This is a genomic window from Amycolatopsis sp. NBRC 101858, assembly GCF_030269325.1.
In the GTDB taxonomy this organism is placed as follows: Bacteria; Actinomycetota; Actinomycetes; order Mycobacteriales; family Pseudonocardiaceae; genus Amycolatopsis; species Amycolatopsis ponsaeliensis.
The window spans coordinates 2069914-2082398 of record NZ_BSTD01000002.1 but is presented as its reverse complement, the minus strand read 5'-3'; the positions used below and the strand labels follow the sequence as shown (position 1 = coordinate 2082398).

Sequence of the window (12485 nt, the reverse complement as noted above, 5' to 3'; positions counted from 1 at the left end):
TCTCTCACGGGGCGCGAGCGGCCGGAGGGCTACGGGATGATTCCTCGCGAGTTCAATGCGTCCGTCAACCGCTCGCGCAGTTCTTTCGCCGTTGCCTGGACGTCGATCTCCGCCGGGGGTGACAGGACCTTCGAAATCACCGTCGACAGGTTCTGGTACGCCGGGGTCAGGGGACGGACCGCCGCGTCCGTCAAGGCCGCCTGGATGTCGCCCTTCATCGGGTACTGGTCGGCCATTGTCGGATTTTCCTTCGGGTCCGCCGGCTTCGCGGTGTCCAACGGTGCGTTGTCGCTGTAGATCGATGCGATGCTCGGGGGGATGCCGTCGACCAGGGCCTGGTACTTCTGCGAAGTCGCGTTGCGCAGGCACAGCGCTGCCTCGAACGCCTCCGGCTTGTGCTGCGAATACGTCGAGACCGCCAGGTTGAACCCGCCGATCGTGACGCGGCTCGGCTGGCCGGCGACCACCGATGGGTAGCGCGTCCACTTGAAGTGCGCCAGGTCCTGCGGCTTCTCCTTCGCGTAGGAGGCGTACACGAACGGCCAGTTCAGCTCCGTCGCCGCCTGGCCGCGCTGGAACGCCTGGCGGATGTCGTCCTCCTTCTGGTTCGTCAGCGACGGGTCCGTGATCCCCGCCGTGGTGATCGTCTTCAACAGCGAAAGCGCGCGGACCGCGCCGTCGTCCATCACCACGGACTTGCCGTCGTCCGACAGGATGTGGCCGCCCGCGGAAGCGACCAGCGTGTTGTAGAAGACGACCAGCCCTTCGTACTGCGCGCCGGTGAACACGACCTGGTACGGCTTCCCGGCGGCCTTCAGCTGCTGTGCCTGCGTCATGAGCTCGTCGAACGTCTTCGGCGGCGACGGCGTGATCCGGTCGTCGTACCAGAGCAGCTGGACGTTCGTGTTCTTCGTCGCGCCGTAGAGCTTTCCGTTCCACTTGGCGGTGGCCAGCGGCCCCGGCAGCACGTCCCGCGTGGCCGCCGCCGCGTTCGCGCCGGTCCACTCCTCGGCCCAGCCCGCTTCGGCGAACTCCGGCACCCACGTGACGTCGAGGCCGAGCACGTCCAGCGAGGTGTCGCCTGCGGCGAGCCGGCGGACCATCTGCTCGCGCTGGCCGTCCGCGCCGCGCGGCAGCTTGTTGTAGACGATCTTGTACCGGCCCGCGGCCTCCTGCGTGCACCGGTCCACCACTGTCTGGAGGTGGTCCTCCGGGGAGATGTACAGGTTGATCGTCAGGCCGGAGGCCGACGAGCACGCGGCGAGCGCGGTGGCGGCGAGCAACGTCGCACCGGTGAGGGGGAGGAACTGGCGCATGGCGGCCTCCTTGCCGGACAGGCAACGCATTGCAAGCGCTTGCATTGATGATTATCCTTGATCAAGGGCAGTGTCAATGGTAAAGACGCAGACGGTTGCAAGCGCTTGCAACGAATGGGGCACGGGATGCCGGACAAGCTCGACGACGTGGCGCGGCTGGCGGGTGTCTCGGCGGCCACCGTGTCGCGGGCCCTGCGCGGGGTGCCCGGCGTGGCCGACGGCACGCGGACGCGGGTGCTCGCGGCCGCCGCGGAGCTCGGGTACGCCATCTCGCCCGCCGCGTCGAGCCTGGCCACGGGCCGGACCGGGACGGTCGGCGTGATCGTGCCCTACGTCGACCGCTGGTACTTCTCGCGGATCATCTCCGGCGTCGAGCGGGTGCTGCGCGACGCCGGCATCAGCCTGCTGCTCTACAACCTCGGCGACGACCCGGGCCGCGAGCGGTTCTTCGCCGGCCTGCCGCTGCGCCGCCGGGTCGACGCGGTGCTCGTGCTCTCCCTGCCCCTGACGGAGACCGAGCGCGAGCAGCTGCTGGGCCTCGACGTCCCGCTCGTCACGATCGGCACCGAGGAGCCGTGGGGCGACTCCGTCGGGATCGACGACCACGGCGCGGCGGTGACCGCGATGCGCCACCTCGTCCAGCTGGGCCACCGCGAAATCGCGTACATCGGCGAGAACGCCCCGATCCCGCTCGGGTTCACGACTCCGCTGCGGCGGCTGGCCGCCTACCGCGAGGTCTACCACGCGGTGTGCCGGGAGGACGGGCGCGAGCCGGAGCCGGCCTTCGAGGCTGGGGGCGGCTTCACCGTCGCGGGCGGGGAGCGCGCGATGAGCGACCTCCTCGGCCTGCCCCGCCGGCCGACCGCGGTGTTCGCCGCGTCGGACGAAATGGCGTTCGGGGCGCTGCGGACGCTGCGCCGGGCCGGGCTGCGGGTGCCGGCGGACGTCTCGGTGCTGGGGTTCGACAATCACGACCTCGCCGACCTGCTCGAGCTGAGCACGGTCGCGCAGCCCGTCGCGGAGCTCGGCGAGCGGGCCGGCCGCCTCCTGCTGGCGAGATTGTCCGGTGGAAAAATCGCGACATCTCCGGCGATTCTCGGGACCCGACTAGTCCTTCGCGGCAGTACTGCTCCGCCGTCCCTGCGCTGACCTGCTGTTTTTCCGGCGTTGCTCTGTTCGGTCGATTGCGGCCTACTCGATCATTAGGTCAAATAATCGCCGACAAGGATTAATCGCCGTGAGGAGCTGGCTGTGCACTGGGGGTCCGTGCTCGAAGAAGGCGGGGCGGGGATGGTCCGCCCGTACTTCCGCACCCATGGCCGAACGCGCCCGACCCGGGACCTCCCGATCGAGACGCTGGTGTCGATCACCCAGCGCGGGCGGGCGGTGGTGCGGGGGAGCACCCCGGAGGAGACGGAGATCTGCGCACTGCTGCGGACTTCGCAGTCGGTCGCCGAGGTCGCGGCGCGGCGGCGGATCCCGCTGGGGGTGGCGCGGGTGCTGCTGTCCGACCTTGCGGACCGGGGGATCGTCGCGGTGCACACGGCCCGGAAGAGCTCGGGGAACCGGCCGAGCCTCGAGCTGATGGAACGCATCCTCCACGGCCTCAGCCGGCTGTGAACTCCCGGACCAGCCGGGCGAACTCCGCCGGCTGGTCCAGCGGGACCAGCGTGTAGCTGTCGGCCACCTCGACGAGCTTTCCCTTGGGCAGCAACGCGGCCAGCCGGGTCCCGTGCTCCGGCGGCATCACGCGGTCCTCGCGGGCCCACACCACCAGCACCGGCCGGTCGAACGCCGAAAGCCGCGAAGCCACCTCCACCAGGATCCCCGGCGACGCGGCCGCCGCGCGCAGGACGCGGACCGTGTCCCGCCGGACGCCCGCCTGGCTCAGCAACGGCCGGATCCAGCGAGCCGAGACGGCGTCCCCGCGCTTGGTCAGCCGGCCGAACGCGATCGGCAGCCGCCGCACCGCTTTCAGCCGCATCTGCTGCATGAACAGCCCGAACAGGCCCGGCGACAGCTTTCCCGTCAGGAACAGCGTCTTGCCGGTGAGCCCGGGCGGGAAGTTGTCGAACGCGTCGCACGAAGCGAGCACCACGCGGCTCACCCGTGGGGCGCCGTCCGCCATGAGCAGCTGAACCAGCGCGCCGCCGGTGTCGACACCGGCCAGTGTGACGTCCCGCAGGTCGAGGCACTCGAGGAACTCCGCGAGCAAGGCCGCGATCCCGGGCATCGAGAGGTCGGCGTCCTCCCGCATCGGGTGCCGGTGCGCGCCCAGCGGCAGGGTCGGGACCACACAGCGGTGCTCGGCCAGGGCGGCGACCGGGCCGTCCCACAGCGAGCCGTCCATCAGCAGGCCGTGGACGAAGACGACGACCGGACCCGGCCCGCCCGTGTCGGTGTACTCGACGGTTCCCGCCCCCAGCTCGATCTCCATGCCAGAAGTGAACCACGCGGTTCACAAAGTGTCGAGGGCTTCCTCCCGCTCGACCGCACGCAGCAACGCCGCGAACCCGGCCTCGGCGCCGGAGCCGTCGTCACTGGTCAGCAGGTCGACGAGGAAGCCGCGCAGGGTCGCGAGGATCATCGACGCGACCTCGTGCTTCCGCTGAACCGGCCACTGCTCCGGGCAGAACGCGATGAGCGTCGGCAGGTACTGCTGCGACGCGCCGCGGCCGAGCGCGGCGTACCGGCCCGGGTCGTACATCGCCAGCCCCATCGCCTGGTCGAGCACGCGCCGCAGCTCCGACTCCTCGTCGCGCAGGCTCGCCCAGGCGGCGCGGACGCGGTCGGTCAAGGTGGCCGGCGACTCCGCGACCGCCGTCAGCGCGTTGCCGATCCGCCGTTCCCGCAAGGAAAAGACCACCTGGCGGAGCAGGTCTTCGGCGCCATCGAAGTGGTAGAGCAGCACCTTGTGCGTCGTCCCGGCCGCCCGCGCGGCGCGCCGCAGCGAGAAGTCCACCAGACCGTTCTCGGCGACGTCGTCGGTGATCTTCGCCAAGAGTTCCCGTCGCCGGGCTTCGCCGCGGGGCGACCCCGCCGATCGCCGGTAGCCCGCCCGTTCCCCGGTAGCGTTGTCCACGCGGGACAGCTTGACACGGGGAGGGGACCGTCATGCGGGTGCTGGTGACCGGGGGCAACGCCGGGATCGGCTACTTCGCCGCCGAACAGCTGGCCTCGGCGGGCGCGGAGGTGGTGATCGGCAGCCGCGACCCGGCGAAGGCCGAGACGGCGGCCGCCGCGATCCGCTCGCAGGTCGCCGGTGCGCGGATCACGCACGTCCCGCTCGACCTCGCCGACCTGCCCTCGCTCGAAGCGGTCGACCCCGGCGAGCTCGACGCCGTCGTCTGCAACGCCGGCGTGATGCTGGACCACCCGCCCCGCCGGGAGACCGCGGCCGGGCACGAGCTGATGTTCGGCACCAACCACCTCGGTCACTTCGCGCTGGTCGCCCGGCTGATGCCGCGGCTGGCGCCGGACGCGCGCATCGTCACCACCGGCAGCTTCGCGGCGAAGTCCGCGAGCCTCGACTTCGCCGACCTCCAGAGCGAGCGCGATTACCAGCCGAAGCGCGCCTACGAACGGTCCAAGCTGGCCCAGATGCTCTTCGCGGTCGAACTCGACCGGCGGCTGCGCGAGGCCGGTTCGAAGCGGCTGAGCGTGGTGGCCCACCCCGGCGGCGCGCTCGACTCGCTGACGCCGTCACGCCCGCCGGTGCACGTCCGCACCGGCGGCCAGTGGCTGCGCGGCGCGCCCGCCCGCGCGTTGCTGCACGGCAAGGACGCCGGCGCGCGCCCCGCCGTCCGCGCGGTGCTCGGCCCGGACGTCACCGGCGGGCAGCTGTGGGGCCCGCGCGTGTTCGGCCTGCGCGGCCGCCCCCGCCTCGAAGAGCGCTGGGCGAACCTGACCGACGCCGCGGCCGAGCGGCTTTGGGCGGAAAGTGTCGCGCTGACCGGAGTGGACCCCCTGGGCTGAATGCACAGCGGTCAGGTGGCGGTTGTGCACATTGCACGGTGACGTCGCCGGGACCGCTGCTTACGGTGCGGGGAACCGTTCCCCTTCCCGGATTAGGAGGTCGGCGTGGCCTCAACAGTCGGTGTCGATGACTATGCCCTCACCAGAGTGCCGGACCACGCCCGGTACTCGTGGTGGTCGGTCGCCGTCCAGCGGTTCGGTCAGGTGTCCGCCCTGTCGCAGTTCCTGCTCGGAGCCACCGTCGGCTTCGGGATGGGCTTCTGGCCGGCGGTACTGGCCTTCACCCTCGGCTCGGTCATCCTGGAGCTCATCACGATCCTCGTCGGCGTCATCGGCGTCCGCGAAGGTCTGTCCACGTCCATGATCGCCCGCTGGACCGGCTTCGGCCGCGGCGGCTCGGCGCTCATCGGGCTCGCCATCGGGATCAGCCTCATCGGCTGGTTCGGTATCCAGTCGGCAGTGTCCGCGCAGGGGCTCGTCGCGCTCATCGGCGGCCTGCCGGAGTGGGGCTGGGCGCTGCTGTTCGGCCTGCTCGTCACCGCGATCGTGGTGCGCGGCTTCCACTCCATGGCCTGGACGGCGTACCTGACCGTGCCGGCGTTCCTGATCCTCGTCGGCTGGTCGGTCATCTCCGAGCTGACCCGCCACGACCTCGGCGCGCTCGTCTCCTCGGCCCCGCCCGGGCCGTCGCTGAGCCTGCTGCAGGGCACCACGCTGGTGGCCGGCGGCTTCATCGTCGGCGCCGTCATCACCCCGGACATGACCCGCTTCAACCGCACCACCGCCGACGTCGTCAAGCAGACGCTCGTCGGGATCACCCTCGGCGAGTACGTCATCGGCCTGTCCGGCGTCCTGCTCGCGCACGCCGTCGGCAGCGCCGGCATCACCACGATCGTGACGTCGTCGGTCGGCTGGATCGGGCTGCTGATCGTCATCGCCGGCACGATGAAGATCAACGACTGGAACCTGTACTCGTCGGGGCTCGGGGTCGTGAACTTCATCGGCACGGTGTCCGGGCGCAAGGCCCACCGCGGACTCGTCACGGCGGTGCTCGGCGTCGCGGGCAGCCTGCTCGCCGCGGCCGGGATCCTGGCGAAGTTCACGGACTTCCTGACCGTGCTGGGCGTCGCGTTCCCGCCGATCGCCGGGATCATGGTCGCCGAGTACTTCGTCGTGAAGAAGTGGCGCGGGGACCTGGAATCCGCCCGCGCCCGCGGCACGGTGCCCGAAGACGCCCCGGTGTGGGTGCCCGCGACGCTCGTCGTCTGGGTCGCCGCCGCGTTGTTCGGCGAGTTCGTCGAGTGGGGCCTGCCGAGCATCAACTCGCTCGTCGTGGCCTTCGTCCTGTACGTCGTCGCCGGGAAGCTCGGCCTGGTGCGCGGGATCGGCAGCAGCCGGACCGCCGAGGCCGCTCCCGCCGTCCAGTCTGCTTAAGGAGAACCTTCGTGCGCATCGGCATCGACGTCGGCGGCACCAACACCGACGCTGTCCTGCTCGACGGCCGTCAGGTGCTCGCCTCGGTCAAGACCAGCACGACCGCGGACGTCACCTCGGGCATCGTCGCCGCGATCGACGGCCTGCAGCGGCAACGCGCGTTCGACCCGGCGGCCGTCCGGGCGGTGATGATCGGCACCACGCACTTCATCAACGCCCTCGTCGAGGCCCACCGGCTCGCGCCGACCGCGGCCGTGCGGCTGAGCCTGCCGGCCGGGGCGTCGCTGCCGCCGATGGTCGACTGGCCGCAGCGGCTCGTCGACGCGGTGTCGGGGCGCAGCTATCTCGTCCACGGTGGACACGAGTTCGACGGCCGCCACATCGCGGAGCTCGACGAGAGCGAGCTGCGCAAGGCCGCCGACGACATGGGGGCGGCCGGGGTGCGCAGCGTCGCGATCACCTCGGTCTTCTCCCCGGTCAACGCCGAGTTCGAGACCCGCGCGGCGGAGATCATCGCCGCGCAGCTGCCGGACGTCGCGATCTCGCTGTCCCACGAGATCGGCCGGATCGGCTTGCTGGAGCGGGAAAACGCGACGGTGATCAACGCGGCGCTGCGCGAGCTGGCCGCGCACATCGTCGACGGGCTGTCCGCGTCGGTCACCGGCGCGGGCATCACCGCGCCGCTGTACCTGAGCCAGAACGACGGCACGCTGATGGACGTCGACTTCGCCCGCCGCTACCCGGTGGCCACCTTCGCCTCGGGGCCGACGAACTCGATGCGCGGCGCGGCCGTGCTGTCCGGTTTGGACACCTGCGCGGTGGTCGACGTCGGCGGCACGACGTCGGACGTCGGGGTGCTGCGGCAAGGCTTTCCCCGTGAAGCGACGACGGACGTCAGCGTCGCCGGGATCCGCACGAACTTCCGGATGCCGGACGTGCTGTCGATCGGCATCGGCGGCGGCAGCCGGGTGCGCGGGAACGTCACGGTGGGCCCGGACTCGGTCGGCTACGAACTGACGTCGAAGGCGCTCGTCTTCGGCGGCGACACGCTCACCGCGACCGACATCGCGGTCGCGGCCGGGCGGGCCGACATCGGGGACGCGTCGCTGGTGTCGCATTTGGACAAGGGCCTGGTGCGGGCGGCCCTGGACAAGATCGCCGCCGACGTGTCCGACGTGGTCGAACGGATGCGGACGTCGGCCGAGCCGTTGCCGGTCGTCGCCGTCGGCGGTGGTTCGGTGCTGCTGCCGGACGAGCTGGCCGGGTGCGGCGAGGTGCACCGGCCGGAGAACTACGCCGTGGCCAACGCGATCGGCGCGGCCATCGCGCAGATCGGCGGCGAAGTCGACCGCGTCTACGTGATCGAGCCCGGCCGTCGCGAGGCCGTCGTCGAGGAGGCGAAGCAGGAGGCGATCGATCGTGCGGTCGCCGCCGGTGCCTCGCCGGCTTCGGTCGGCATCGTCGACTTCGACGAGGTGCCCATCCCGTACCTGCCCGGCAACGCCACGCGCATCCGCGCCAAGGCCGTCGGCGACCTGCAGCTGGGGGCGTGATGCGCGAGATCACCGAGCACGACCTGCATGACATCGCCCGTGGCGCGGCGATCCTCGGCACTGGCGGCGGAGGCGACCCGTACATCGGCCGGCTGCTCGCGCTTTCCGCGGTCCGCTCGCACGGGCCGGTGCCGCTGGTGCCCCTGGCGGAGGTGCCGGACGACGCGGTCGTGCTGCCGGTCGCGATGATGGGCGCGCCGACGGTGATGGTGGAGAAGCTGCCTTCGGCCGAGCAGGTCGGGCTGGCGGCCCGCACGCTCGCCGGCTACCTCGGCAAGGAGCTGACGCACGTCGCGTGCGCCGAGGCGGGCGGGGTCAACTCGCTCATCCCGGTCGTCGCGGCCGCGCAGCTCGGCCTGCCGCTGGTGGACGCCGACGGCATGGGCCGCGCGTTCCCGGAGCTGCAAATGGTTTTGCCGACTTTGTACGGCATCCGCGCGACCCCGATGTCCATTGCGGACGAAAAGGGCAACCGCGGAGTACTGGACACAGTGGACAACCGCTGGGCGGAGCGCCTGGCCCGGTCGGCGACGATCGACATGGGCTGCTCGGCGATGATCAGCAACTACGCGATGTCCGGGGTCCAGGCCCGGGAGTCGCTGGTGCCCGGCACGCTCAGCCTGTGCGCCGAGCTGGGCGCGCTGGTCCGTTCCGCGCGCGCCGCGCACGAGGACCCCGTCGCGCAGGTCGTCGAGCGGCTCGGCGGGCGGCGGCTGTTCAGCGGCAAGGTCGTCGACGTCGAGCGCCGGACGGTCACCGGCTTCGCCCGCGGCGAGGCCCGGCTGTCCGGGATGGACGGTGACACCGGCGCCGAGCTGGTGCTGCGCTTCCAGAACGAGCACCTGGTGGCCGAGCGCGACGGCGTCGTCGAGGCGTCGGTGCCCGACCTGATCTGCACGCTGGAACGCGAGACCGGGGAAGCCGTCACGACCGAAGGCCTGCGGTTCGGCCAGCGCGTCACGGTCATCGCCGCACCCGCCGACCCGCGCTGGCACACGCCAGAGGGCATCGCGCTCGCCGGGCCGCGGTACTTCGGCTACGACATCGACCCGATCGGAGTCGCCGGGTGAGCTGGACCCTGACCGAGGACGACCTGCCCGACCTCGCCCGCGGCGCCGCCGTGCTCGGCACCGGCGGGGGTGGCGACCCGTACGTCGGCCGGCTGCTCGTGCGCGAAGCCATCCGGGAGCACGGGCCGATCACGATCCTGGATCCGTCCGAAGTGGACGACAACGCGCTCGTGATCCCGACCGCGCAGATGGGCGCGCCGACCGTGGTGCACGAGAAGCTGCCCAACGGCGCCGAGCCCGTGCTGGCCCTGCGGACGCTGGAGAAGCACCTCGGCCGATCCGCGGACGCGACCATGCCGATCGAATGCGGCGGCATCAACTCGATGATCCCGCTGCTGGTCGGCGCGCGGCTCGGGTTGCCGGTGGTCGACGCCGACGGCATGGGCCGGGCGTTCCCGGAACTGCAGATGGAGACGTTCGGCGTCTACGGTATCCCGGGCTCGCCGATGGCGATCGGCGGCGAGCGCGGCGAGACGACGGTGATCGACACCGGCCCGGACAACCGGCGGATGGAGTGGCTGGCGCGCGGCGTCACCATCCGGCTCGGCGGCGTCGCGCACATCGCCGAGTACGCGATGAGCGGCGCCGACGTGAAGCGGACAGCGGTGCCGCAAACGCTTTCACTGGCCTTGACGGTCGGCCGGACGATCCGGGAAGCGCGTTCGAGCAACGAGGATCCGGTCGACCGGCTGGCTTCCGCGCTGCGGTCGACGCCGTACCAGCACCTGCGGGTGCTGTTCCGCGGCAAGGTGTCCGATGTGGAGCGCCGGACCGAGGCGGGCTTCGCACGCGGACGCGCCGCGGCGGTGTCGTTCGACGGTTCGAGCAAGCTGGAGATCCTGTTCCAGAACGAGAACCTGCTGGCCACTGTGGACGGTACCGTGCGGTGCGTGGTGCCCGACCTGATCTGCGTGCTGGAGTCGTCGACGGCCGAGCCGATCACGACGGAGACGCTGCGGTACGGCCAGCGCGTCACCGTCGTCGGCATCTCGACCCCGCCGCTGATGCGGACACCGGAAGCGCTGGACACCTTCGGCCCGGGTGCGTTCGGATTGCCGCACCCCTTCGTCCCCGTCGAGGAGATCGGATGAGCTTGACCGGGAAGCACGTCGTGATCATCGGTGGTGGTTCCGGGATCGGACTGGAGGTGGCGCGGCGTGCCGCCACCGCGGGTGCTTCGGTGCACCTCGGCGGGCGCACGCCGGAGAAGCTGTCGACGGCGGCTGACTCGGTCGGGGCGACCTGGCAGGTCGTCGACAGCACCGACCAGGAGTCGCTGGCCGCGTTCTTCGGCGCCGTGGACCGCATCGACCACCTCTTCACGCCCGGCGCGTCGTACACGGTCGGGCCGCTGCGGGAGCTGAGCGACGAGGACGCGGCCAGCCCGTTCGTAACGAAGTTCTGGGGCCAGTACCACGCCGTCAAGCACGCGGTGCCTCGGTTGGCGCCCGACGCGTCGATCGTGCTGATGTCCGGGGCGGCGAGCGTCCGGCCGCCGGGTGCGGCGCCCGCGTACGTCGCCTGCAACGCGGCGGTCGAGGGCCTCGGCCGCGGGCTCGCGGTCGAGCTGGCGCCGGTCCGGGTGAACGTCGTCGCGCCGGGGACCATCGACGGGAACCTGTGGGCGGGGCGGCCCGCGGACGTGCGGGAGGCGAGCTTCGCGCAGTACCGCGCGGACACGCTGCTGCACCGCGTCGGGAAGGAGTCCGAAGTGGCCGATGCGGTGCTGTACTTGTTCGGCAGCAGCTACACGACCGGGTCGACGCTCTACCCCGACGGTGGCTACGCGCTGCGCTGAGCTCGTCTACTGTGGTCAGTCATGCGCATCACCGCTGGTGACGTGGCCGCCCTCGAACGCGGGGTGGCCCTGCTCGGGTCCGGCGGCGGCGGGGACACCGTGACCGCCGCCGTGCTGCTGCGCCGGCTGCTCGCGGACGGCCGGTCGCTGGTGGTGTCCCCGGCGGCCGAGCTGGCGCCTTCGGCCCGGGTGGTGCCGATCGGCGTCGTCGGGGCGACGGCGGCGTTCACCGAGAAGCTGCCGGGCGGCGGCGAGTTCGCGGCCGCGGTGGCCGCCGTCGAACGCTGGACCGGCGAGCGTGCCGACGCGCTGATGTCGATCGAGATCGGCGGCCTCAACGGGCTGCTGCCGATGGTCGTGGCCGACCAGCTCGGGCTGGGGTACGTCGACGCGGACCTGTCCGGCCGCGGACTGCCCCGGCTCGACCAGTTCTCGGTGGCGGCGACCGGCCGTGGGGTCGCCCCGGCGGCGCTGGCGGAGCCCGGCGGGCAGGTCGTGGTGCTCGCGGCCGGGTCCGACGTGGTGATCGAGCGGGGCACCCGGGCGTTCCTGGCCGGCTCCGGCGGGTGGGCGGCGTTCGCGCTGGCCCCGATCCCGGCCGGCGAGCTGGCGGAGTGTTCGGTCCCGGGAACGACGAGCGGCGCTCTGGAGCTGGGCCGCCGGGTGCTGGCGGCGGGGGAGAGCCCGCCTCGCGACGAGCTTGCGGCGGCGTTGGCGGGATCGGTGCTGGCGCGCGGGCGGGTCTTGGAGGTGGCGCGGCACCCGGGGCCGGGGCAGCACGGAAGCCCGGGCTTCGGCCGCGGCAGCGTCACGCTGGCCGACCACCGCGACGGCGCGCTGCTGCGGCTGGAGATGGAGAACGAGTACCTGCTGGCCCTGCGCGACGGGGAGCCGGTGGCGTCGACCCCGGACGTGCTGTCGGTCCTGGACCACCGCACGGGAGTCCCGGTGTCGTGCGACGCGATCCGTGCAGGGGTGGAGGTGGACGTGGTCCGGCTGGCGGCGGCGCCGTTCTGGACGGACCCGCGCTGGCTGCCGGTGGTCCGGCCCCGGGCGTACGGAATCGACTGCGATCCGGTGGGCGCGGAGTGAGGGGGCGGCGGGTGCTTGCGCCGGAGCGCAGCGCGGCGGGTGGCACCGGCCGGGGAGGGCGGGGCATCGTGGGTGGGGGCAGCGAGCGTGGCGGGGTTGTCGTGAGTGGGTTGCGGGCGGGGCGTCGTGCGTGGGGGCGGGGCCTGGTGGGGTTGTGGTGAGTGGGCGGCGAGTGAGTTGCGGGCCGGGCGTCGCGCGTGGGGTGGCGAGTCTGGTGGGGCTGTCGTGAGCGGGCGGCGAGTGTATT

At 72.1% G+C, this 12485-nt stretch carries 12 protein-coding genes; 9 read left to right on the top strand and 3 right to left on the bottom strand.

From position 1 onward, the window contains the following. Positions 1-29 precede the first annotated feature (29 nt). Positions 30-1316 (bottom strand): ABC transporter substrate-binding protein, encoded by a 1287-nt coding sequence (locus QSK39_RS22665; RefSeq protein WP_285479774.1) that lies wholly within the window; start codon positions 1314-1316, stop codon positions 30-32. A gap of 126 nt (positions 1317-1442) precedes the next feature. Here QSK39_RS22665 and QSK39_RS22660 point away from each other — a divergent pair, with 126 nt between their 5' ends. Further along, positions 1443-2465 carry a LacI family DNA-binding transcriptional regulator gene (locus tag QSK39_RS22660; protein WP_285479773.1) on the top strand — a complete coding sequence of 341 codons (1023 nt, stop codon included), beginning with the start codon at positions 1443-1445 and terminating at the stop codon, positions 2463-2465. Between the two features lie 102 nt (positions 2466-2567). Then, positions 2568-2936, top strand: a complete 369-nt coding sequence (locus QSK39_RS22655; RefSeq protein ID WP_285479772.1) for a DUF742 domain-containing protein — start codon at positions 2568-2570, stop codon at positions 2934-2936. On the opposite strand, the gene QSK39_RS22650 is transcribed toward QSK39_RS22655, so the two are convergent. Both QSK39_RS22650 and QSK39_RS22645 read right to left on the bottom strand, forming a co-directional pair. Then, a complete protein-coding gene (locus QSK39_RS22650) occupies positions 2923-3753 on the bottom strand; it encodes an alpha/beta fold hydrolase (protein ID WP_285479771.1) in 831 nt (276 codons plus the stop codon). The genes QSK39_RS22655 and QSK39_RS22650 overlap by 14 nt on opposite strands. Positions 3754-3774: 21 nt before the next feature. Next, complete coding sequence (locus tag QSK39_RS22645; protein WP_285479770.1) at positions 3775-4398, bottom strand: TetR/AcrR family transcriptional regulator; 624 nt, start codon at positions 4396-4398, stop codon at positions 3775-3777. Between the two features lie 32 nt (positions 4399-4430). Between QSK39_RS22645 and QSK39_RS22640 the strand changes: the two genes are divergently transcribed. From QSK39_RS22640 to QSK39_RS22610, 7 genes are all read left to right on the top strand, one after another. Continuing rightward, positions 4431-5291, top strand: a complete 861-nt coding sequence (locus QSK39_RS22640; RefSeq protein ID WP_285479769.1) for an SDR family NAD(P)-dependent oxidoreductase — start codon at positions 4431-4433, stop codon at positions 5289-5291. 105 nt (positions 5292-5396) lie between these two features. Then, positions 5397-6725: a purine-cytosine permease family protein gene (locus QSK39_RS22635; protein ID WP_285479768.1), complete on the top strand. Its 1329-nt coding sequence runs from the start codon at positions 5397-5399 to the stop codon at positions 6723-6725. A gap of 11 nt (positions 6726-6736) precedes the next feature. Next, entirely contained in the window at positions 6737-8278 is a 1542-nt protein-coding gene (locus QSK39_RS22630) for a hydantoinase/oxoprolinase N-terminal domain-containing protein (RefSeq protein ID WP_285479767.1), read from the top strand. Further along, positions 8278-9348: an S-methyl thiohydantoin desulfurase family protein gene (locus tag QSK39_RS22625; protein WP_285479766.1), complete on the top strand. Its 1071-nt coding sequence runs from the start codon at positions 8278-8280 to the stop codon at positions 9346-9348. The genes QSK39_RS22630 and QSK39_RS22625 overlap by 1 nt, the downstream gene beginning before the upstream one ends. After that, positions 9345-10439: an S-methyl thiohydantoin desulfurase family protein gene (locus tag QSK39_RS22620; RefSeq protein ID WP_285479765.1), complete on the top strand. Its 1095-nt coding sequence runs from the start codon at positions 9345-9347 to the stop codon at positions 10437-10439. Before QSK39_RS22625 ends, QSK39_RS22620 begins: the two co-directional genes overlap by 4 nt. Next, positions 10436-11146, top strand: a complete 711-nt coding sequence (locus QSK39_RS22615; RefSeq protein ID WP_285479764.1) for an SDR family oxidoreductase — start codon at positions 10436-10438, stop codon at positions 11144-11146. The genes QSK39_RS22620 and QSK39_RS22615 overlap by 4 nt, the downstream gene beginning before the upstream one ends. A gap of 21 nt (positions 11147-11167) precedes the next feature. Beyond that, on the top strand, positions 11168-12238 hold the full coding sequence (locus tag QSK39_RS22610) for an S-methyl thiohydantoin desulfurase family protein (RefSeq protein WP_285479763.1): 1071 nt from the start codon (positions 11168-11170) through the stop codon (positions 12236-12238). The last annotated feature ends 247 nt before the right edge of the window (positions 12239-12485 follow it).

Bases quoted from the DNA above. Each gene is read 5' to 3' on its own strand.
- QSK39_RS22610 (WP_285479763.1), top strand. From the start codon at position 11,168: ATGCGCATCACCGCTGGTGACGTGGCCGCCCTCGAACGCGGGGTGGCC.
- QSK39_RS22660 (WP_285479773.1), top strand. From the start codon at position 1,443: ATGCCGGACAAGCTCGACGACGTGGCGCGGCTGGCGGGTGTCTCGGCG.
- QSK39_RS22625 (WP_285479766.1), top strand. From the start codon at position 8,278: ATGCGCGAGATCACCGAGCACGACCTGCATGACATCGCCCGTGGCGCG.
- QSK39_RS22665 (WP_285479774.1), bottom strand. From the start codon at position 1,316: ATGCGCCAGTTCCTCCCCCTCACCGGTGCGACGTTGCTCGCCGCCACC.
- QSK39_RS22640 (WP_285479769.1), top strand. From the start codon at position 4,431: ATGCGGGTGCTGGTGACCGGGGGCAACGCCGGGATCGGCTACTTCGCC.
- QSK39_RS22615 (WP_285479764.1), top strand. From the start codon at position 10,436: ATGAGCTTGACCGGGAAGCACGTCGTGATCATCGGTGGTGGTTCCGGG.
- QSK39_RS22650 (WP_285479771.1), bottom strand. From the start codon at position 3,753: ATGGAGATCGAGCTGGGGGCGGGAACCGTCGAGTACACCGACACGGGC.